This is a genomic window from Enterobacter sp. RHBSTW-00175, assembly GCF_013927005.1.
In the GTDB taxonomy this organism is placed as follows: domain Bacteria; phylum Pseudomonadota; class Gammaproteobacteria; order Enterobacterales; family Enterobacteriaceae; genus Enterobacter.
Window position 1 is genome coordinate 2664298 of the sequence record NZ_CP055930.1, and the last position, 21576, is coordinate 2685873.

General features: G+C 55.1%; 18 protein-coding genes. 10 read left to right on the forward strand and 8 right to left on the reverse strand.

Annotated elements, in window-relative coordinates:
* Positions 1 to 27 precede the first annotated feature (27 nt).
* From HV107_RS12690 to HV107_RS12715, 6 genes are all read right to left on the reverse strand, one after another.
* The gene (locus HV107_RS12690; protein WP_182063409.1) at positions 28 to 1095 is read right to left on the reverse strand and encodes a 1,4-beta-xylanase; all 1068 of its coding nucleotides are present in this window, start codon (positions 1093 to 1095) and stop codon (positions 28 to 30) included.
* A gap of 9 nt (positions 1096 to 1104) precedes the next feature.
* Complete coding sequence (locus tag HV107_RS12695) at positions 1105 to 2652, reverse strand: MFS transporter (RefSeq protein ID WP_182063410.1); 1548 nt, start codon at positions 2650 to 2652, stop codon at positions 1105 to 1107.
* A gap of 81 nt (positions 2653 to 2733) precedes the next feature.
* Complete coding sequence (locus HV107_RS12700; protein ID WP_182063411.1) at positions 2734 to 3756, reverse strand: Gfo/Idh/MocA family protein; 1023 nt, start codon at positions 3754 to 3756, stop codon at positions 2734 to 2736.
* A 12-nt stretch (positions 3757 to 3768) separates the two neighbouring features.
* Positions 3769 to 4836: a Gfo/Idh/MocA family protein gene (locus HV107_RS12705; RefSeq protein WP_182063412.1), complete on the reverse strand. Its 1068-nt coding sequence runs from the start codon at positions 4834 to 4836 to the stop codon at positions 3769 to 3771.
* Positions 4837 to 4838: 2 nt separating this feature from the next.
* Positions 4839 to 6017 (reverse strand): Gfo/Idh/MocA family protein, encoded by a 1179-nt coding sequence (locus HV107_RS12710; protein WP_182063413.1) that lies wholly within the window; start codon positions 6015 to 6017, stop codon positions 4839 to 4841.
* Positions 6018 to 6033: 16 nt separating this feature from the next.
* Positions 6034 to 7188: a Gfo/Idh/MocA family protein gene (locus tag HV107_RS12715; protein ID WP_182063414.1), complete on the reverse strand. Its 1155-nt coding sequence runs from the start codon at positions 7186 to 7188 to the stop codon at positions 6034 to 6036.
* A 192-nt stretch (positions 7189 to 7380) separates the two neighbouring features.
* Here HV107_RS12715 and HV107_RS12720 point away from each other — a divergent pair, with 192 nt between their 5' ends.
* The gene (locus HV107_RS12720; RefSeq protein WP_182063415.1) at positions 7381 to 8439 is read left to right on the forward strand and encodes a LacI family DNA-binding transcriptional regulator; all 1059 of its coding nucleotides are present in this window, start codon (positions 7381 to 7383) and stop codon (positions 8437 to 8439) included.
* Here the strand turns inward: HV107_RS12720 and msrA are convergent, their stop codons facing one another.
* On the reverse strand, positions 8440 to 9081 hold the full coding sequence (gene msrA / locus HV107_RS12725; RefSeq protein WP_182063416.1) for a peptide-methionine (S)-S-oxide reductase MsrA: 642 nt from the start codon (positions 9079 to 9081) through the stop codon (positions 8440 to 8442).
* Between the two features lie 224 nt (positions 9082 to 9305).
* Between msrA and tamA the strand changes: the two genes are divergently transcribed.
* From tamA to HV107_RS12750, 5 genes are all read left to right on the forward strand, one after another.
* Positions 9306 to 11039 carry an autotransporter assembly complex protein TamA gene (tamA, locus tag HV107_RS12730; protein WP_182063417.1) on the forward strand — a complete coding sequence of 578 codons (1734 nt, stop codon included), beginning with the start codon at positions 9306 to 9308 and terminating at the stop codon, positions 11037 to 11039.
* Positions 11036 to 14812 (forward strand): autotransporter assembly complex protein TamB, encoded by a 3777-nt coding sequence (gene tamB / locus HV107_RS12735; protein ID WP_182063418.1) that lies wholly within the window; start codon positions 11036 to 11038, stop codon positions 14810 to 14812. The genes tamA and tamB overlap by 4 nt, the downstream gene beginning before the upstream one ends.
* A 2-nt stretch (positions 14813 to 14814) precedes the next feature.
* Positions 14815 to 15159, forward strand: coding sequence for a gamma-glutamylcyclotransferase (locus tag HV107_RS12740; RefSeq protein ID WP_119935791.1), 345 nt, complete (start codon positions 14815 to 14817; stop codon positions 15157 to 15159).
* A gap of 207 nt (positions 15160 to 15366) precedes the next feature.
* A complete protein-coding gene (locus HV107_RS12745; RefSeq protein ID WP_182063419.1) occupies positions 15367 to 15618 on the forward strand; it encodes an AbrB/MazE/SpoVT family DNA-binding domain-containing protein in 252 nt (83 codons plus the stop codon).
* A complete protein-coding gene (locus HV107_RS12750; RefSeq protein WP_182063420.1) occupies positions 15612 to 15962 on the forward strand; it encodes a type II toxin-antitoxin system ChpB family toxin in 351 nt (116 codons plus the stop codon). Before HV107_RS12745 ends, HV107_RS12750 begins: the two co-directional genes overlap by 7 nt.
* 61 nt (positions 15963 to 16023) lie before the next feature.
* Here HV107_RS12750 and ppa read toward each other — a convergent pair whose 3' ends face one another.
* A complete protein-coding gene (gene ppa, locus HV107_RS12755) occupies positions 16024 to 16554 on the reverse strand; it encodes an inorganic diphosphatase (RefSeq protein ID WP_010427397.1) in 531 nt (176 codons plus the stop codon).
* A gap of 309 nt (positions 16555 to 16863) precedes the next feature.
* Between ppa and ytfQ the strand changes: the two genes are divergently transcribed.
* From ytfQ to yjfF, 4 genes are all read left to right on the forward strand, one after another.
* A complete protein-coding gene (gene ytfQ, locus HV107_RS12760; RefSeq protein ID WP_182063421.1) occupies positions 16864 to 17820 on the forward strand; it encodes a galactofuranose ABC transporter substrate-binding protein YtfQ in 957 nt (318 codons plus the stop codon).
* Between the two features lie 102 nt (positions 17821 to 17922).
* Positions 17923 to 19425 carry a galactofuranose ABC transporter, ATP-binding protein YtfR gene (gene ytfR, locus HV107_RS12765; RefSeq protein WP_182063422.1) on the forward strand — a complete coding sequence of 501 codons (1503 nt, stop codon included), beginning with the start codon at positions 17923 to 17925 and terminating at the stop codon, positions 19423 to 19425.
* A gap of 10 nt (positions 19426 to 19435) precedes the next feature.
* Complete coding sequence (gene ytfT, locus HV107_RS12770; RefSeq protein WP_182063423.1) at positions 19436 to 20461, forward strand: galactofuranose ABC transporter, ATP-binding protein YtfT; 1026 nt, start codon at positions 19436 to 19438, stop codon at positions 20459 to 20461.
* On the forward strand, positions 20448 to 21446 hold the full coding sequence (gene yjfF, locus HV107_RS12775) for a galactofuranose ABC transporter, permease protein YjfF (protein ID WP_182063424.1): 999 nt from the start codon (positions 20448 to 20450) through the stop codon (positions 21444 to 21446). The genes ytfT and yjfF overlap by 14 nt, the downstream gene beginning before the upstream one ends.
* Positions 21447 to 21576 lie beyond the last annotated feature (130 nt).

Sequence of the window (21576 nt, forward strand, 5' to 3'; positions counted from 1 at the left end):
ACAGACCGCTTACCCGGTGTGAAAGGCTTACTCTTTGCTGAGCGTTTGCACCAGTGCCATCTCCTCCCGGTGATAAGCCCGCCCATCAGCCATTAGCACATCGTGAAACCACAGCCCGGCACTTTTCGTGTGATGCGGAATGTCCGGCCACGGCAGCCAGGTCTGGGTTTTTCCCTGCACCAGTCCCCAGTGGTAGCAAGAAACATTCTGTTCTTTAAAAAGAGGGAGCGTATCGGCCATGTTGCTCCCGATATGGCGCGCCAGCCACTCAGTACAAAGCAACGGGCGCTGGAAGGCCGCCAGCCGGGATAAAATTTGCCGCTGTTCCTGGGCATCCACATAGGCGTGAAAACTTGTTACATCCGACAAATGCAATGCGGCGACATCAACCGGGTGTGTGAAGGCTCCCCGGCAGTCACTGCGGTCGGGAACATGCCATGCGGCCACTGTCAGCGGCTGCTCGGGTGAGACTTCCCGTGCCCATGTAAATACGTTCACCATCAACGACAACGCATAAAACTCAAGCCGGGTGTCGTACGCCATCCCTTTTGGGACCCCGACAAACACGCCGCTGTTACCCGGTTCGTTGTACAAATCCCATATCTGGATCCGCGGGTCGTGACGAAAATGGCCAACGATATCTTTCACATAAGCTTCAATTTGCGGCCAGCATTCAGGGCTGAGCACTTTCGCCCGACCCGGGCTTCCAGCGCCCTGGCTGTTATGTACGCCCGGTACGGGGGGCTTCTGCTGGCCGATAAACGGCTCGTCGCCCGAAAATGCGCAGTCATCAAGCAGGGTGAGCATCACCGCCAGCCCATTGCTGCTGGCAATCGACAGGAAATGGTCGATACGGCTTATCAGGCCGTCTCGATCGTGTTCCCAGACCGTAAACGGCAGGTTGGTACGCAGGGCGTTGTAGCCATATTCTTGCGCCCATTTCAGCTCTTGCTGAAGGGTGGTGCTATCGAATGTCTCTTCCTGCCACATCTCCAGCCAGTTGACTGCCGTTCGGGGCAGGTAGTTAAATCCGCAGCCCCATTTCTGCTGCATCCACCAGCTTTGCGCGCGCTCGGGTGTCCATTGTTGATACATATGCGCTCCTTATTCAGCACCCGACAGGCTGACGTTAGCCCCGGAGTGCGGCGTTGCATTGCCGCCCCAGACCTGGTCGTACTCGTAGCCCGTCAGCTGCTTGATGACGATGCGGGTGCTTTCGTCACAGTCGCGATAGTCCCCACCCAGCTTGCGGCGGGCTATCTCTTTCAGCAGCAGTTTGTGTGTCTCGCGGGTGAGTTTGAATTTGTAAGTGGTAAAGAAACTCACCGCCAGCAGCGCCGCCGTGGCGAACACCATCAGGCCGATAATGGCATGAAGGGCGTTTTCAGGCTGCGCGCCACTGCCTTTCACAAAGCCAGATCCTTGCAGAACGAGGCCGATAATCATGATGGCAATCGCCACTGTGCTTTTACGGGTTAACACCATGACACCGGCAAAGATGCCTTCGCGGCGCTGCCGGGTGACGATTTCATCAATATCAGGAATAAAGCTGTAGATATTCCAGGGAATGTAATACAGGCCAGAGCGCGCCGCCCCAAGCAAAATGAAGACCGCAGAGAACAGCACCGCGGGAACCTGCGTCCGGGTGATATAGATGCTGAACAGGAAGGCGAGTACGCAGAAAATACAGCCGTAAGAGAGACGCAGCGCGGCAGACGGTGTGACATTTAAGCGATTTAACAACAGCATAAATCCGTAAGTGCCTGGCACCGAAGCAAAAGCGGCAAGACTCAGCCAGCCGGAAACGGCCGCAGCATCCTGGCTCAGACAATAGACAACGTAGTAGGTAAAGACCGAGCCGAAAACATCCATCGCCGTAAACGAGAAGATATAAATAATAATGTGTAAGCGGAAAGCCCGGATCCGAAATGAAGAGAACAGATCCAGCACCAGATATTTCAGATGATTGAGTATTCCGCCGCTGCGTTGATTCTCCAGTTTGAAATCCGATTCCTGATGAACATCTTTGGCTTCCCAGGTGCAACGCCAGGTAATAAAAACGGCGATGCAAAAGACACAAGAAAAAAGTAATCCGGTCAGGGTGTAGGTAAACGGATTATCTTTTCCGGTGAATTGCATAATGACACCAGGAACAGAGACCGCAAGAAATCCGCCTAGCTGAGAGCAAATCATGCGCACGCCCGACAGGTGGCTGCGCTCCTCATAACGGTTGGTCATCTCTGCCGCCAGTGTTTCCCACGGCACCAGTACCATCGCTGACAACAGCTCAATAGAGAGGTAAGTGCCCAGGTAATACCAGTAGCCCATATCGGTCAGCCACAGCAGGGCATACAGGAACATTAACGGTGAGCTGATTAATAAGAAGAAGCGGCGGCGACCAAATTTACGCCCAAGCCAGGTATTGCCAAAGTTGTCGGTGATATACCCCATTATTGGGCTTAATAACGCATCAATAATACGCGCCACCGCAAAGATAGAACCGGCTTCCAGCACGGTTAGCCCGCAGTAGGTGGTGTAAAAAAATAAAAGCCAGGTGCCGATAATCGCAAATGCGCCACCGCCAAACAGGTCGGTTATGCCGTAGCCAAGCGCCACGCCATAGCCAACTCTACGTTCAGTTGGTTTGACCATAATATTTTCTTCCAGGTGTAGGGTAGCTATTAACCCGTTTTCGGGTCGTTTTTTATTTACTGCTGGAATACAAATTACGTTCTAATTACTTATATCAATCCATTGCCGTATCTGAGATGAACGATAAATAGCCTCCACAAGGTTGAGTGATTTTCCGGCGGTGCGGATATCAATGTAATCCGCATTTTCCGGGTGATGAATGGCATGATAAAAGCGGCGGATAGCCTGCTGGTGGCCCACTCCCCAGTAACTTTTGCTGGAGCCATCCGGCGAGGCATCGTTCGCCAGCGCTATCCGTTCCCCCTGGCTTAAGCGCCAGAGCGTATTGTCGTTAAGCTGTAGCGTGCCATGTTCGCAGTGGATCTCCAGCAGCAACGGGGAATCAGTGGTATGGCAATTGCTGGCATAAAACAAGCCGCGAGCGCCATTGGCAAAATGCAGCGTCGCCATTGCGCTGTCTTCACCTTCCGTGACGTCGGCCAGTTCGCCTCTGTCTACTACCCCTTTCAGCCGCGTGACTCCGCCTCCGAACCACTGCATCAAATCGAGCGTATGGATCGCCTGATTGATCAGCAGGCTACCCCCTTCCGTTGCCAGCCGGCCGCGCCACGGGCTTTCGGTGTAGTAACGTCCTGAACGCGACCAGGTGAGCACCGCTTTAATGCTGAGCATCCTGCCGAGCGAGCCTTCTGTCAGCGTCTCCATAATGGACTGGCTGGTGGGGTTTAGCCGGTTCTGGTAGCAGACGCCGAGCAACCCCGGCGCATGGTTAACTGCCTGCGTTATCTCGCGGATTTCTCTGCCGTTCATGGCGACCGGTTTTTCGCAGAACACATGTTTTCCGGCGGCAAGCGCCGCCAGAATCATCTCCTTATGTTCGAAGTGGGGCGTGCAGATGTGCACCACGTCGATGTGTTCATCCAGCAGCATTTCCCGGTGATCCTGATAAAAGCGGCACTGATAATCCTTTGCCAGTTTCAGTCCTTTTACACTGTCAGTGTCGACTAACGCCCGCAGCGTCACGTCGGGGATTTGGCGCAGCGCGTTCACATGGCAACCGTGGATAGCGCCGCCGCCGATAATGGCCGAGTTCAGGACTTTCATCTGCGTCTCCCGTTATCCCGCCGCGTTAGCCAGCATTTGCGCCTTCACGCACAGCTCGGCCGCTTTAAAGGCGTGGGCCTGGCTCATGGCGTTTTCAGTGCGATGCAGGCAGTCGAGGATCAGTTCACCAAAGAACGGGAAGCCGACCAGGCCTGCCACCGGGTAGCGGAACTCGCCCTCTTTATTGACGAGGTACACCACATCCTGCTCGCCGTGGGTTAAATCGACATACTTGCGGATCTCAATGTATCCCTCAGTACCCAGTAGCGTGAGGCGGCCATCACCCCAGGTGGAAAGCCCATCTGGCGTGAACCAGTCGCAGCGGAAGTAGCCACTGGCCCCGTTTTCCCCTTTGAGCATCGCGTCGCCGAAATCTTCAAACGCGGGATACTGCGGATGGCTGGTGTTACGTGCCTGGCTGGCGATCACGGTCGCATTGTGGTTTCCGGTGTAAAACAGGAATTGTTCAATCTGGTGGCTGCCGATGTCACACAGAATTCCGCCGAAGTAACGACGATCGTAAAACCAGTCTGGCCTGCCTTGTCCTTCCCGGTGCGGGCCGGTGCCGAGCGTGTGGATAACGCGGCCAATCGCACCCTGTTGCACCAGTTGCCCGGCAAATACCGCGCTTTCAACGTGCAGGCGCTCGCTGTAGTAAACCGCGTATTTCTTGCCAGTCTTCCCGACCATCGCTTTGGCATCAGCCAGTTGTTCAAGCGTGGTGAGCGGTGCTTTGTCGGTGAAGTAGTCCTTACCCGCAGCCATCGTTTTCAGCCCCAGCGCGCAGCGCTCAGAGGGGATGGCGGCACCAGCAACAAGATGCACTGCGCTATCGGCAAGGATCACCTCCAGCGAATCCGCGACCCGGGCCTGCGGGTACTGCTGCACAAATTTATCCACTTTCGCCGGGTCCGGGTCGTAAACCCATTTCAGCGTTGCGCCCGCTTCAATGAGCCCGTTGCACATCCCGTAAATATGGCCATGGTCGAGCGCGGCAGCGGCAAAGACGAATTCGCCTTGCCGGACAACAGGTTGAGGTTTGCCAACCGGTGCGTAATTCATTCCGTCATTCTTATTCATGTTCAGACTCCTCGATCCAGATCTTTGCCCAGAGGGATCGCGCCCACTTCGTTGAAGTTGGCAACGCTTGCGGATTTTTCATAAAAACGGGGGGCGAGGGTGTTTGTCCCGCCAGTACGGTAAAACGGGTCATCCTGGTGAATGGGCAGCGACACCACTGCCCGGGTGATCGCGGATTTATAAATTGCGGTAATCAGCTCCAGCGAGCGCTTACCCTGCTGGCCATCGACGAGCGGGGCAGCACCTTTTTCGATGCTCTGGAGCAGGTCGTGGATCTGCCCGGTGTGCAGCGTCCACCTGAGCGGCGGAGTGTCCTGAAAAACGGCGTTGAGCTGTGCTTCGCGCTGCGTGTCAGGGGTATCCTGGGGGAAACCGTTATCAGCACTCACGCTGGCTATGGCCTGCCAGGGTGCAGAGATGCGGGCTTTTTCCCCCTGGATGATGATTTTCTGATCCTCACCGTGATGCACTACCGAAGCGGTAAGCTGGGTAAGCGCGCCGTTGGGGTATTTGAAGATAGCGGCACTCAGGTCTTCCACTTCGGCGTTGTCATGTGCCACGTTGGTCATCATCGCCACCACGTCCGACGGGAAGCCGAGCATCCATTGAATAGCGTCGATGTGATGTACTGCGTGGTTGAGCGTACAGCCCCCGCCCTCTTTTTCCCATGTACCGCGCCACCACAGGTCGTAGTAGCAGTGTCCACGCCACCAGAAGGAGTCCACCTGCGCGTGGCAAATCTTACCCGCGAGGCCAGAATCAATCGCCGCCTTTAAGCGCCAGAAGGCATCGGTAAAACGGTTTTGCGCAATCACAGAGAGGGTTTTCCCGCTCGCCTGCTGGGCGGCGATCATTGCATCGCACTCTTCAAGCGACGCAGCCATCGGCTTTTCGCACAGCACGTGGCAACCGGCATTGAGCGCATCAATACTGATTTGCGCATGAACGTAAGGTGGCGTACAGACATCGACGATATCGAGATGGGGCTCGCACGCCAGCATCTGCTCGTGGCTTTCGTACACGCGGGCATCCGTCAGGCCGTAGCGTGTTTTTTTCTCTTGTGCTTTTTCCGGGTAGATATCCACCAGCGCGACAATCCGGCAGCGCTGACCAAACTGCAAATAGCCCTGAATATGGTTATGCGAGATATTCCCTGTTCCCACGATGGCGACATTTAACATCGTTTTTTCTCCGGTGTTACCAGCTTCCTGATGCGTCCAGCGTTCGGCTGACGTTCTCTTTTTCTACCGAGGTGGTGATGCGCTGCTGAAGCAGGCGCAGATACTGTTTTTCGTTCAGCGGCAGATCGACCCAGTCATCAGTCCAGGTGGAGAGGTGCATGGCGTTGGAGAGCGTCAGCCCGCGAATACCTTCAAGACCCGGGGCAATCAGCGGCTCGCCGCGCAGGACGGCCGCACAGAAGTTGGCGGTGATGACATGATGCTCGCTGCACTCAGGCGCAACCGGGAGTGTGACTTCCCAGCATTCAGGCTCACCAAAGCCGTTCTGCCAGCGGGCATTAAATGCGGTTTCTGATTCGCGCAGTCGCCAGTAGCGCAGTGTGCCGTCCTCAACCACCACTTTGCCGCGATCGCCGGTGATTTCCAGGCGGTTGGTACCAGGCGTTTCCGCCACGGTGGTGATGAAGACGCCGGTCGCGCCATTGGCGTATTCCGCATAGGCGGTCACCTCATCTTCAACCTCGATGTCACGATGTTTGCCAAACTGGCAAAACGCGCGCAGGCGCACCGGCATTCCCGCCAGCCACTGCCAGAGGTCGAGCTGATGCGGGTCCTGATTGAGCAGGACGCCACCGCCTTCGCCTTTCCAGGTGGCGCGCCAGCCGCCAGAGTTGTAATAGCTCTGAGAGCGATACCAGTTGGTGATAATCCAGTTGGAGCGGCGGATCTCGCCCAGCTCGCCGCTGTCGATGAGATCTTTCACTTTCTGATAGAGCGGGTTGGGGCGTTGGTTATACATGATGCCGAACACCACATCACACTCACGTGCGCAGTCGTTCATCTCCTGCACTTGTGCGGTATACACACCCGCCGGTTTCTCACACAAGGTGTGGATGCCGTTACGCATGGCCAGAATGGACAGGCGAGGGTGATCGTAGTGCGGTGTCGCCACAATCACGGCGTCGATAAGGCCACTCTGGAGCATTTCTTGTGCGTCACTGAACAGTGGGACGCCATCACCCACCAGCTGGCGGATGGCAGGATGTTTTTCCGCCGCATTGTCGCAAACAGCCGCCAGACACGCGTCTTTAACGGTCCCGGCCAGTAAATAGCGCGCGTGAACCGTACCGATATTACCTATACCAATAATGCCAAAACGTACCTTCTCCATGTCGCACCTTAATTTCAGTCGAAAAGAGTGATGACCGGAAAATAGGAAAGGCGAACCGCGGCGACAACGTTATTTTGTGAGAATACTCGCAAGGTGTTTAAGTAAACCCCAACGTTTTTGAAATTTGGTTTTAAAATCAACAAGCTGTTTCTGCAAATATTTGCAAAAACTGATTGAGAGCGAGGTCACACTATGCCGGGCAGGTTAAAAATGGAGGAGATCGCATCCCTGGCAGGCTATTCCGTCAGCACGGTGTCCAGGGTCTTAAGCGGCAAATCCTATACCAGCGACAAGGCCCGGGATGCCATTGTACGGACCGCGCGGGAATTGGGTGTGCTTGAGTCCATGGCGAGTGGTCGGCTGCTGATTAATGGCATTGCGGTATTTGCGCCTGAAAGAACCTTTCAGGGACGTGGTGACATTTTTTATCTGGAAGTGACCAAAGGTATCGCAGAAGCCAGCGCCCCGCATAATGTGTGGATCACTTACAGTGGATTAGAAGAACAACATGCCGATGTAAAATTATTCCTCGAAAAAGCCAGCCATAAGAACATCAATGCGATCATTATTATCGGCACGGATGATGCCACCATATTTAAGCTTGCCAGCACCCTCAATAAGCCCTGTGTATTAATCAATTCAGTCGACAGGGATAACGTTCTCGATTCTGTTTCGCCCGATCATCGCGCCATTGGATTTACTACGATGCGTTACCTCTTTGAGCAGGGGCATCGCCGGGTGCTGACGCTCACCTGCCTGCGGCGGGAGACGCTCTATGCGCGCCTGGATGGCATTAAAGAGGCGTACCGGCATTTTCATGTCGCTTTTGAGCCTCAGCGGGATTTGCTGGTGACGGAGTGGTTTACCGCTGATGAAGCCGAGCGTGCCCTTGATGAGTGGCTGTTAAGCCACGACAGGCAGCAGTGGCCCGAGGTTATTTTCCCTAACAGCACCAGCATGACGGAAGGGGTGTTCAGGGCGCTGCGACGACACGGGCTGCGTGTTCCTGAGGATATCTCCATCATCACCACCGATTTTGCCTGGAATTTAGCAAATCGACTGGAAAAACCGGTCACAGGGATCACCGTGCCCTGTCGCGATCTTGGCATTGAGGCAGTACATTTGTTGCAAACGCGGCTGAACAGACCGCAGGCACCGGTGTATAACCTGCTGTTGCAGGGGAAGGTGGTGGATTACGGCTCGGTAAGTAATGCAACGCGCCACGCGGCTCGCGTGGCGCTATACAAGTGATCAGGCCAGCTGTGGCGGCAGGCACACGCCGATGCCACCAATGCCGCAGTAGCCATACGGATTTTTATGCAGGTACTGCTGGTGATCGTCTTCGGCATAGTAGAACGGTTTTGCGGAAGCGATTTCCGTCGTGACCTGGCGGTCATCCCCGGCATCACGCATGGCGCTCTGGAAGCGTTCCAGGCTGGCGTGCGCGGCGGTATCCTGCTCAGGGGTCAGCGGGTAGATGGCAGAACGGTACTGAGTGCCGTGGTCATTGCCCTGACGCATCCCCTGGGCCGGATCATGGTTTTCCCAGAACACCTGGAGCAGTTGCTCGTAGCTAATAACGGCCGGGTCATAGACCACACGAACCGCTTCGGCGTGTCCGGTTTCGCCTGAGCACACTTCGCGGTAGGTTGGGTTCGGTGTGTAACCGCCGGTATAACCGACTGCGGTACTGTAAACACCAGGCAGTTGCCAGAACAAGCGTTCCACACCCCAGAAGCAGCCCATGGCGAACAGGGCGATTTCCATGCCTTCCGGGACGTGAGTCATTGAATGATCGTTTACGGCGTGTAAAGTCGCTACAGGCATTGGGGTGTTCCGTCCCGGTAATGCATCTGATTGAGAAACAAGATGCTTTTTGTCGAATAAACTCACGGTTGGGCCTCCCGGGCAGCGATGTTTCGGTTAAGGTTGTCATGAAGCGTTTAATTGAACACAATAAATACGCTGAATGAGTCTAGATTTAATCATAAGAAATATTTGGGTGTTTAACCCTTTTTCAACCCGAGAATTGGGTTTTGGGCTGTAAAGCCGTATGGAGCCGCGGAGCGGCACTTCATTTGCTTCCAGGGTGGAAACAAGGATATTCAGGAGAGAACGTGCCAAAGATCCGCCAGTTATGTTTGGTCAGTGTATTGCTGACAAGCGGAGTCGCCAGCGCGGCGAATGTCCGTTTGCAGGTTGAGGGGTTGTCCGGGGCGCTGGAAAAGAACGTGCGTGCACAGTTGTCTACGATTCAGGGAGACGAAGTGACGCCGGACCGGCGTTTTCGCGCACGTGTTGATGACGCGATCCGCGAAGGATTAAAAGCGCTCGGCTATTACGAGCCGACCATCGATTTCGATTTACGTCCGCCACCGGCCAAAGGCCGGCAGGTATTGATCGCCCGCGTATCGCCGGGCGAGCCGGTACTGATTGGTGGCACTGATGTGGTACTGCGCGGCGGTGCGCGTACCGACAGGGATTATCTGGATCTGCTCGGCACGCGTCCGAAAATCGGTACGGTGCTGGATCATAGCGATTACGACCATTTCAAAAAAGAACTCACCTCGGTTTCGCTGCGTAAGGGCTATTTCGACAGCCAGTTCAATAAAAGCCAGTTGGGGATCTCGCTGGAAAGACGCCAGGCTTTCTGGGATATCGACTTTGACAGCGGCGAACGCTACCGCTTCGGCGATGTGACCTTTGAAGGCTCGCAAATCCGCGAAGAGTATCTGCAAAACCTGATCCCGTTTAAGAAGGGTGATTACTATCAGTCGAAGGATTTGGCGGAGTTAAACCGTCGTTTGTCGGCGACTGGATGGTTTAACTCGGTTGTTGTCGCCCCTGAGTTTGATAAATCCCGCAAGACCAAGGTGTTGCCGCTGCATGGCGTTGTGTCGCCGCGCACCGAGAACACCATTGAGACGGGGTTAGGCTATTCGACGGACGTGGGCCCGCGCGTGAAAGCCACGTGGAAAAAACCGTGGATGAACTCCTACGGCCACAGCCTGACGACCAGCGCCAGTATCTCTTCGCCAGAGCAACAGCTGGATTTCAGCTATAAAATGCCGCTGCTGAAAAACCCGCTTGAACAGTACTACCTGGTGCAGGGCGGTTTTAAGCGAACCGACCTGAACGATACCGAATCAGATTCCACCACGCTTGCGCTGTCGCGCTTCTGGGATCTTTCGAGCGGCTGGCAGCGCGCCATTAACCTGCGCTGGAGCCTCGACCACTTTACCCAGGCGAATGTGACGAACACCACCATGCTGCTTTATCCCGGCGTGATGATAAGCCGTACCCGTTCCCGTGGTGGCCTGATGCCTGACTGGGGCGATTCCCAGCGTTACTCCATCGATTACTCCAATACGCTGTGGGGCTCTGACGTCGACTTCACAGTGGTGCAGGCGCAAAACGTCTGGATCCGCACCCTGTACGACAAACACCGCTTCGTGATGCGCGGCAATCTTGGCTGGATTGAAACCGGCGACTTCGACAAAGTCCCGCCCGACCTGCGTTTCTTCGCCGGTGGCGATCGCAGTATTCGTGGGTATAAGTACAAATCCATCGCGCCAAAAGATGACAGCGGCAAGCTGATTGGTGCGTCCAAGCTGGCGACGGGCTCGCTGGAATACCAGTACAACGTCAGCGGAAAATGGTGGGGTGCCATGTTTGTGGATAGCGGTGAAGCCGTGAGTGATATTCGCCGCAGCGATTTCAAAACCGGCGCGGGCGTGGGCGTGCGCTGGCAGTCTCCCGTTGGGCCTATCAAGCTCGATTTTGCCGTGCCTGTGGGTGACAAAGACGAACACGGTTTACAGTTTTACATCGGTCTGGGGCCTGAATTATGAGTTTATGGAAGAAGATAAGCCTCGGGGTGCTGATTTTTATCGTGCTGTTGCTCGGTACGGTTGCGTTCCTGGTGGGGACCACCACCGGCCTGCATCTGCTGTTTAACGCCGCTAACCGCTGGGTCCCGGGGCTGGAGATTGGCCAGGTGACGGGCGGCTGGCGCGATCTGCGTCTGAAGAATATTCGCTATCAACAGCCCGGCGTCGCGGTTAACGCGGGCGAATTCCATCTGGCGGTCAAGCTCGGTTGTTTACGCGACAGCAAACTGTGCGTGAACGATCTGTCGCTAAAAGATGTGAACGTGGCGATAGATTCGAAAAAAATGCCGAAGTCTGCGCCGGTAGAAGAACAGGATACCGGCCCGCTTAATCTCTCCACGCCGTATCCCATTGCGCTCTACCGGGTGGCGCTGAATAACGTCAATATCAAAATCGACGACACCACCGTGTCGGTGATGGACTTCACTTCTGGCCTGCGCTGGCAGGAAAAAAATCTCACCCTGACGCCAACCTCACTGCAAGGGCTGCTGATTGCCCTGCCGAAAGTGGCAAAAGTGGCGCAGGAAGAGATAGTTGAACCGAAGATCCAGAACCCGCAGCCGGAAGAGAAACCGCTTGGTGAAACGCTGACCGCGCTTTTCGCAAAACCGGTGCTGCCGGAAATGACCGACGTGCACTTGCCGTTGAACCTCAATATTGAAGAGTTCAAAGGCGCACAGCTGCGTCTGACGGGTGACACCGACCTGACGGTCTACAACATGTTGCTTAAAGTCAGCAGTATCGACGGCACTATGAAGCTCGATACGATGGATATCGACACAAATCAGGGATCGGTAAATGCAAGCGGGAATGCGCTGCTGCGCGACAACTGGCCGGTGGATATCACGCTTAACAGCGCGCTGAACATTGATCCGCTCAAAGGCGAGAAGGTGAAGCTGAAAATAGGTGGGGCGCTACGCGAGAAACTGGAGTTTGGCGTTAACCTGTCTGGCCCGGTGGATATGGTTCTGCGCGGGCAAACACAGCTGGCAGAAGCGGGTTTGCCGCTGAATCTGGAGATTGTCAGCCAGCAGCTTTACTGGCCGTTTACCGGCGAAAAACAGTTCCAGGCCGATGATCTGAAGCTCAAGCTCAGCGGCAAAATGACTGATTACACGCTGTCGTTCCGCACCGATGTGAAGGGGCAGGGTGTACCGCCAGCCGCCATTACGCTTGATGCGAAAGGTAACGAACGGCAGGTTAATCTCGACAAGCTGACCGTCGCGGCGCTGGAAGGGAAAACGGAGCTGACGGCGCTGCTCGACTGGCAGCAGGCGATCAGCTGGCGCGGTGAACTCAAGCTGACGGGCATCAATACGGCCAAAGAAGTGCCGGACTGGCCGTCAAAACTGGATGGCTTAATCAAAACGCGTGGCAGCCTTTATGGCGGCAGCTGGCAGATGGACGTGCCGGAAATCAAACTCACCGGCAATGTGAAGCAAAACAAGGTTAACGTTGACGGTTCGGTGAAGGGCAACAGCTATCTGCAATGGGTGATCCCGGGGTTGCATGTGGCGCTGGGGCGTAATACGGCGGACATCAAAGGTGAACTTGGCGTTAAAGATCTCAATCTGGATGCCACCATCGATGCGCCGAATCTGGATAACGCCCTGCCGGGTCTTGGCGGTACGGCGAAAGGTCTCGTTAAGGTTCGCGGTACGGTGGATGCACCGCAGCTGCTGGCCGATATCACCGCGAACGCCCTGCGCTGGCAGGAGCTGACCATTGCCCGGGTACGTGTGGAAGGGGATGTAAAATCCACCGACCAGATTGGCGGGAACCTGAGCCTGCGCGTCGAGCGTATTACCCAGCCGGATGTGAACATCAATCTGGTGACGCTGGCCGCGAAAGGCAACGAGAAACAGCATGACCTCCAGCTGAACGTGCAGGGTGAGCCGGTTTCCGGGCAACTGCACCTGACGGGCAGTTTCGACCGCAAGGAAGAACGCTGGAAGGGAACGCTTGATAACACCCGTTTCAACACGCCGGTTGGCCCTCTGGCGCTGTCACGCTCCATCGCGCTGGATTACCGCAATGCCGAACAAAAAATCAGTATTGGGCCGCACTGCTGGATCAACCCGAATGCTGAACTCTGTGTGCCACAGACCATTGATGCAGGCGCGGAAGGGCGCGCGCAAATAAACCTTAACCGGTTTGATCTGGCGATGCTGAAACCCTTTATGCCCGACACCACCCAGGCGAGCGGTGTCTTTAGCGGCAAAGCGGATGTGGCGTGGGACACCACCAAAGAGGGGCTGCCGCAGGGAAGTGTGACCCTCTCCGGGCGCAACGTGAAGGTAACGCAGGAAGTGAACGATGCGCCGCTGCCGGTAGCATTCGACACCCTCAACCTGAGCGCCGATCTGCATAACAACCGTGCTGAGCTGGGGTGGCTTATCCGCCTGACCAACAACGGCCAGTTCGACGGGCAAGTGCAGATAACCGATCCGCAAGGGCGGCGTAATCTGGGCGGTAACGTCAATATCCGCAACTTCAACCTGGCAATGGCGAACGCTATTTTCTCGCGCGGTGAAAAAGCCGCTGGGATGCTGAATGCCAATCTGCGGCTGGCGGGGACGGCGCAAAGCCCGCAGCTGTTCGGGCAGATGCAGCTGAACGGTGTGGATATCGACGGTAACTTTATGCCGTTTGATATGCAGCCAAGCCAGATTGCGATGAACTTTAACGGCATGAGCTCCACGCTTGCCGGGGTGGTTCGCACTCAACAAGGGCAAATCAACCTGAGCGGTGATGCAGACTGGAGCCAGCTTGATAACTGGCGTGCGCGCATTGCGGCAAAAGGCAGCAAAGTGCGCATTACCGTACCGCCGATGGTACGTCTGGATGTGTCGCCGGATGTGGTGTTTGAAGCCACGCCGAGCCTCTTTACTCTGGATGGCCGCGTGGACGTGCCGTGGGCGCGTATCGTGGTTCACGACGTGCCGGAAAGCGCGGTCGGGGTATCCAGTGATGAAGTGATGCTCGATAAAAATCTGAAACCGGTGGAACAGAAGAGCGCTGGTATCCCGATCAACAGTAATCTTATTGTTCACGTCGGGAACAACGTGCGCCTCGAAGCGTTTGGTCTGAAAGCGAGGCTGACGGGCGACCTGAAAGTGGCCCAGGATAAGCAAGGGCTTGGCCTGAATGGGCAAATCAACATTCCTGACGGGCGTTTCCATGCTTATGGCCAGGATCTGATTGTGCGTAAAGGTGAGCTGTTGTTCTCGGGGCCACCTGATCAGCCGCTTCTGAATATCGAAGCCATTCGTAACCCGGAAGCCACCGAAAACGACGTGATTGCTGGCGTGCGCGTAACGGGTACGGCCGATGAGCCAAAAGCGGAAATCTTCTCGGACCCGGCAATGTCGCAGCAAGAAGCGCTCTCTTATCTGCTGCGCGGGCAGGGTCTGGAAAGCGGCCAAAGCGATAGTGCAGCAATGACGTCAATGTTAGTGGGCCTGGGGGTTGCACAAAGTGGGCAGGTTGTGGGTAAAATCGGCGAGACGTTCGGCGTAAGCAATCTGGCACTGGACACCCAGGGCGTTGGTGACTCTTCGCAGGTGGTGGTCAGCGGCTATGTACTGCCGGGTCTACAGGTAAAATATGGTGTCGGGATCTTTGACTCACTCGCTACACTCACGTTACGCTATCGTCTGATGCCAAAGCTATATCTGGAAGCAGTGTCCGGCGTAGATCAGGCACTGGATTTGCTCTATCAGTTTGAGTTCTAGCAATGCGAATATTTGTCTACGGTAGTTTACGAACTAAGCAGGGCAACAGTCACTGGATGACGAACGCCCAGTTGATGGGTAATTACAATATTGAGAACTACCAGCTGTACAGCCTGGGCCACTATCCAGGCGCGGTTCCTGGTGAAGGAACGGTACAGGGTGAGGTTTATCGTATTGATAATGCCACGCTTGCCGAACTGGATGCCTTGCGCACCAGGGGCGGTGAGTACGCTCGCCAGTTGATCCAGACGCCATACGGGAGTGCATGGATGTATGTGTACCAGCGTTCGGTCGAAGGGTTAACGCGGATTGAAAGCGGTAACTGGTTAGACAGAGACCAGTACTGATAAACAACAACGCCACCGTAAGGTGGCGTTGTTGTTTGTGCGGTTGCTCGCAGTCTGGTATGCAATTTCTCCCTTCATGACTTTTTCCTTCGAGCCTTTTTCCTGATTTGTTCATCGTGCCCATATCCCGCTCGCATTTGCATGTGTCGAGGTGTACAACAACATCACACTGCATGAGTTATACTATGTATAACTCTGGAGGTGTCGATGCGTATAACCATTAAGAAATGGGGAAACAGTGCCGGTATGGTCATTCCTGGTGTGGTAATGAAAGAGCTCGGCCTGAAACCGGGTCAGAGTATGGAGGCTCATGTGACGAATAATCAGTTAGTGCTCACACCTGTGAGTAAACAGTATTCTCTTGAAGCGTTGCTGGCTCAGTGCGATATGTCTGCACCTGAAATCAGCGAGCAGGAGGTCTGGGGCTCATCTAAACCGGCGGGCGATGAAGTATGGTAAAGCGGCCTTGTTTTGAACGAGGCGACATTGTTCTGGTTGGTTTCGATCCTGCCAGCGGGCATGAACAAAAGGGCGCTGGCAGACCAGCCCTGGTGCTTTCCGTTAGCGTCTTTAACCAACTGGGTATGACGCTTGTTGCACCTGTGACACAGGGTGGGAATTTTGCCCGTTACGCCGGTTTTAGCGTGCCACTGTTGTGCGAAGAAGGGGATATTCAGGGGGTTATTCTGGTGAACCTGGTCCGTATGATGGATTTAGGCGCACGCCAGGCAACGCGAATTGGCGTGGCGTCGGATGAAACCGTTGAGGATGCGCTGCTCCGGCTACAGGCGGTCGTGAGTTAACCTCCGAGAGACAGGCACAAAAAAGCCCCGACATTGCGGGGCTTAGCATCAGCGATAAGAATTACTTCTTAGCTGCACGCTCGAAGGACGCGATGATTTCAGCTTTTGCCGCTTCTGCGTTGTCCCAGCCGTCAACTTTAACCCACTTGCCTTTTTCGAGGTCTTTGTAGTGCTCGAAGAAGTGAGTGATCTGCGCTTTCAGCAGTTCTGGCAGGTCGTTCACATCTTTAATGTGATCGTACTCTTTGCTCAGTTTGGTGTGCGGTACTGCAACCAGTTTCGCATCTTCACCAGATTCGTCGGTCATTTTCAGCACGCCAACTGGACGGCAGCGGATGACTGAGCCTGGCTCCAGTGGGTATGGCGTTGGGACCAGCACGTCAACCGGGTCACCGTCCAGAGACAGGGTGTGGTTGATGTAACCGTAGTTGCATGGGTAGAACATTGCGGTAGACATGAAACGGTCAACGAACAGTGCGCCGCTCTCTTTGTCCACTTCGTATTTGATAGGATCTGCGTTAGCCGGGATTTCGATAACAACGTAGATGTCTTCTGGCAGTTCTTTACCCGCAGGGACGTTGAGTAAGCTCATGTCTGTATCCTTTAAAATGTATGGTAAACAAGTGGCGAGTATTATAGCCAACTGGCGCTGAATGTCTTCGCTTGTTTTCGCCATCTCCCGCTGTTGTTTGCCATTTTCAGACCTCTTCCATGACAGAAAAATCCATAAACTCAGCCGCATTTTTCATGACGAAATGAAAGCGATTACAAACTTGTGATTAACGTTTTATTCACTTTTCTGAAGTGTGATGTAACGCAATTCGTTACATATTTCATGGGCTATAGTCATTCCGCAGAACATCTTTTAACCAACAATAACTCACCCTACGAGGACGTTCATATGTGGAAGCGCTTACTCCTGGTCACAGCAGTTTCGGCAGCCATGTCGTCTATGGCGATGGCTGCACCCTTAACCGTAGGATTTTCGCAAGTTGGCTCTGAATCTGGCTGGCGTGCGGCAGAAACCAACGTTGCGAAAAGCGAAGCCCAAAAACGCGGTATCACGTTGAAAATCGCCGATGGTCAGCAAAAGCAAGAGAACCAGATCAAAGCCGTTCGTTCTTTTATTGCGCAGGGCGTTGACGCCATCTTCATTGCCCCTGTGGTTGCAACGGGTTGGGAGCCGGTTCTGAAAGAAGCGAAAGACGCGAATATTCCGGTCTTCCTGCTCGACCGTTCCATTGATGTAAAAGACAAATCTCTCTATATGACTACCGTTACCGCCAACAACATTCTTGAAGGTCAGCTGATCGGTGACTGGCTGGTTAAACAGGTAGATGGCAAGCCGTGTAACGTGGTTGAACTGCAGGGCACAGTGGGTGCGAGCGTGGCAATCGACCGTAAGAAAGGTTTTGCTGAAGCCATTGCCAAAGCGCCAAACATCAAGATTATCCGTTCTCAGTCCGGCGACTTTACCCGCAGCAAGGGGAAAGAAGTTATGGAAAGCTTTATCAAGGCTGAAAACAACGGCAAGAACATCTGCATGGTTTACGCCCATAACGATGACATGGTGATTGGTGCCATCCAGGCCATTAAAGAAGCGGGCCTGAAACCGGGCAAAGATATCCTCACCGGCTCTATCGACGGCGTACCTGATATCTACAAAGCGATGATGGACGGCGAGGCCAACGCCAGTGTTGAGCTGACGCCAAACATGGCTGGCCCGGCGTTTGACGCGCTGGAGAAATTCAAGAAAGACGGCACCATGCCTGAGAAGCTGACCATCACCAAATCCACTCTCTACCTGCCTGACACCGCGAAGGAAGAGTTAGAGAAGAAGAAAAATATGGGCTACTGATCCAGTGAAATTGCCGGATGGCGCTGCGCTTGCCCGGCCTACGATACGCTCTTTTGTAGGCCGGGTAAGCGTAGCGTCATCCGGCTTGATGCAGGGGGAATCATGACCACTGAACAATACCAGGAAATCCTCCGCACAGAAGGATTAAGCAAATTCTTCCCTGGCGTAAAAGCGCTGGATAACGTCGACTTCAGCCTGCGTCGCGGCGAGATAATGGCGTTACTGGGGGAAAACGGCGCAGGAAAATCGACGCTGATCAAAGCCCTGACCGGTGTATATCATGCCGATCGCGGCACCATCTGGCTGGAAGGCAATGCCATTTCGCCAAAAAACACCGCCCATGCCCAACAACTGGGGATCGGGACGGTCTATCAGGAAGTGAACCTGCTGCCGAATATGTCGGTGGCCGACAACCTGTTTATTGGTCGTGAGCCAAAACGCTTTGGTCTGTTGCGCCGCAAGGAGATGGAAGCGCGGGCGACAAAGCTGATGGAGTCTTACGGCTTCTCCCTCGATGTGCGTGAACCGCTGAACCGCTTTTCCGTGGCGATGCAGCAAATTGTGGCTATCTGTCGGGCAATCGATCTCTCGGCGAAAGTGTTGATCCTCGATGAGCCCACCGCCAGTCTCGACACCCAGGAAGTTGAAATGCTCTTTACTCTGATGCGCCAGTTGCGCGATCAGGGGGTGAGCCTGATCTTCGTGACCCACTTCCTCGATCAGGTGTATGAGGTGAGCGATCGCATTACGGTGCTGCGCAACGGCAGTTTTGTTGGCTGCCGCGAAACCCGCGAGCTCCCGCAGATTGAGCTGGTCAAAATGATGCTCGGGCGCGAGCTGGACACGCACGCGCTACAGCGTGCCGGGCGCACGTTGCTGAGTGATAAGCCGGTCGCCGCTTTCAGCGATTTCGGCAAAAAAGGCACGATTTCGCCTTTCAATCTTGAGGTTCGCCCCGGTGAAATTGTCGGGCTGGCGGGGTTGTTAGGATCCGGGCGTACAGAAACCGCCGAAGTGATCTTCGGGATCAAACCGGCTGACAGCGGTACTGCGCTTATCAAAGGTAAACCACAGACGTTGCGATCGCCGCATCAGGCATCCTGCCTGGGCGTGGGGTTCTGCCCGGAAGACCGGAAAACGGACGGAATTATTGCCGCGGCATCGGTGCGGGAAAACATCATTCTGGCGTTGCAGGCGCAGCGTGGGTGGTTACGCCCGATCCCGCGTAAGGAACAGAATGCCATTGCCGAACGTTTTATCCGCCAGTTGGGTATCCGTACCCCGAGCGCGGAACAGCCCATTGAATTTCTTTCCGGGGGGAACCAGCAGAAGGTGCTGCTTTCGCGCTGGCTACTGACCAAACCCCAGTTCCTGATCCTCGATGAGCCGACACGCGGTATTGACGTGGGGGCGCACGCCGAAATTATCCGGCTTATCGAAACCCTCTGTGCAGACGGACTAGCGCTGTTGGTTATTTCATCTGAACTGGAGGAACTGGTGGGGTATGCCGATCGCGTCATCATCATGCGCGATCGCAAGCAGGTGGCAGAAATCCCGCTGGATAAACTGTCTGTTCCGGCGATCATGAATGCCATTGCGGCATAAGGAGTTAACCGTGATGCCTCGTTCTCTTTCGCAAACCGGGGAGTCGAAGCGCCGCTTCAACTGGCCAACTGGCACGCCGCAAATCATCGCGTTGTTGCTGGTGCTGGTGGTTGATAGCCTGGTCGCTCCGCACTTCTTCCAGATTATCGTTCAGGATGGCCGCCTGTTTGGCAGCCCGATTGATATTTTGAACCGCGCCGCACCGGTGGCGCTGCTGGCGATTGGTATGACGCTGGTCATTGCCACGGGTGGGATAGATCTTTCCGTCGGCGCGGTGATGGCGATTGCCGGTGCCACGGCTGCCTCCATGACTGTCGCCGGGCACAGCCTGCCCGTGGTGCTGCTTGCCGCCTTAGGCACAGGCGTCCTCGCCGGGCTGTGGAACGGCATTCTGGTGGCGATACTCAAAATCCAGCCATTTGTTGCCACCCTGATTTTAATGGTCGCCGGGCGTGGCGTGGCGCAGCTTATCACCTCCGGGCAGATAGTGACCTTCGATTCGCCGAGCCTGGCGTGGATCGGTAGCGGCAAGCTGCTGTTCTTCCCGACGCCGGTCATCATTGCGCTGGTGACATTAATCGTGTTCTGGCTTTTCACCCGTAAAACAGCGCTCGGTATGTTTATTGAAGCAGTGGGGATTAACATTCGCGCGGCGAGAAATGCCGGGGTGAACACCCGGCTGATGGTGATGCTGACCTATGTGCTGAGCGGCGTGTGTGCCGCCATTGCGGGGGTGATTGTCACAGCGGATATCCGTGGAGCAGATGCCAACAACGCCGGACTGTGGCTGGAGCTGGATGCCATTCTGGCCGTGGTGATTGGTGGCGGCTCGCTGATGGGCGGGCGCTTTAACCTGCTGCTGTCGGTGATTGGTGCGCTTATTATTCAGGGGATGAATACCGGCATTTTGCTTTCGGGCTTCCAGCCGGAGCTGAATCAGGTGGTTAAAGCGGTGGTGGTGCTCTGTGTGCTCGTCGTTCAGTCACCGCGCTTTATCAGTCTCATTAAGGGGATCCGCGGTCATGATAAAACGTAATTTGCCATTAATGATCACGCTAGGGGTATTCGTGCTGGGCTACCTCTACTGCCTGACGCAGTTCCCTGGCTTCGCCTCTACGCGCGTGATTTGCAACATTCTGACGGATAACGCCTTTTTAGGCATTATCGCCGTGGGGATGACCTTTGTGATCCTTTCCGGCGGGATCGACCTCTCTGTGGGCTCAGTGATCGCCTTTACCGGGGTCTTCCTGGCGAAAGCGATCGGCTTCTGGGGCATTTCACCGCTGCTGGCCTTCCCGCTGGTGCTGGTGATGGGTTGTGCGTTTGGCGCCTTTATGGGGCTGCTTATCGACGCGCTGAAAATCCCGGCGTTTATCATTACCCTCGCGGGGATGTTTTTCCTGCGCGGCGTGAGTTATCTGGTTTCGGAAGAGTCGATTCCGATTAACCACCCGGTGTATGACACGCTCTCAAGCCTGGCGTGGAAAATCCCCGGCGGGGGGCGTCTGAGCGCGATGGGCTTGCTGATGCTCGGCGTGGTGGTGATAGGTATCTTCCTGGCCCACCGTACCCGGTTTGGGAATCAGGTGTACGCTATTGGCGGCAGCGCGACCTCGGCAAACCTGATGGGGATCTCGACCCGCAGCACCACAGTTCGCATTTATATGCTCTCTACCGGGCTTGCCACACTTGCGGGCATTGTGTTCTCGATTTATACCCAGGCGGGCTACGCGCTGGCGGGTGTCGGGGTGGAACTGGATGCGATCGCGTCGGTGGTGATTGGCGGCACACTGCTTAGCGGGGGCGTCGGAACGGTGCTCGGCACGCTGTTTGGTGTGGCCATTCAGGGGCTCATTCAGACGTATATTAACTTCGACGGCACACTCAGCTCCTGGTGGACGAAAATCGCCATCGGTATTCTGTTGTTCATCTTTATTGCGCTCCAGCGCGGCCTGACGGTGCTGTGGGAAAACCGCCAGAGCTCGCCTGTTACCCGAGTGAGTCCATCAGCAACAAAGTGATAACACACTGAATTTGCTTAAAGTCTATACACAAAATTATTCACGTTGCATCAAGGCGGCAAGCCTGAGAATCCCCAGGAGCTTACTCAAGTAAGTGACTGGGGTGAGCAGACTCAGCCAACGCAGAGAC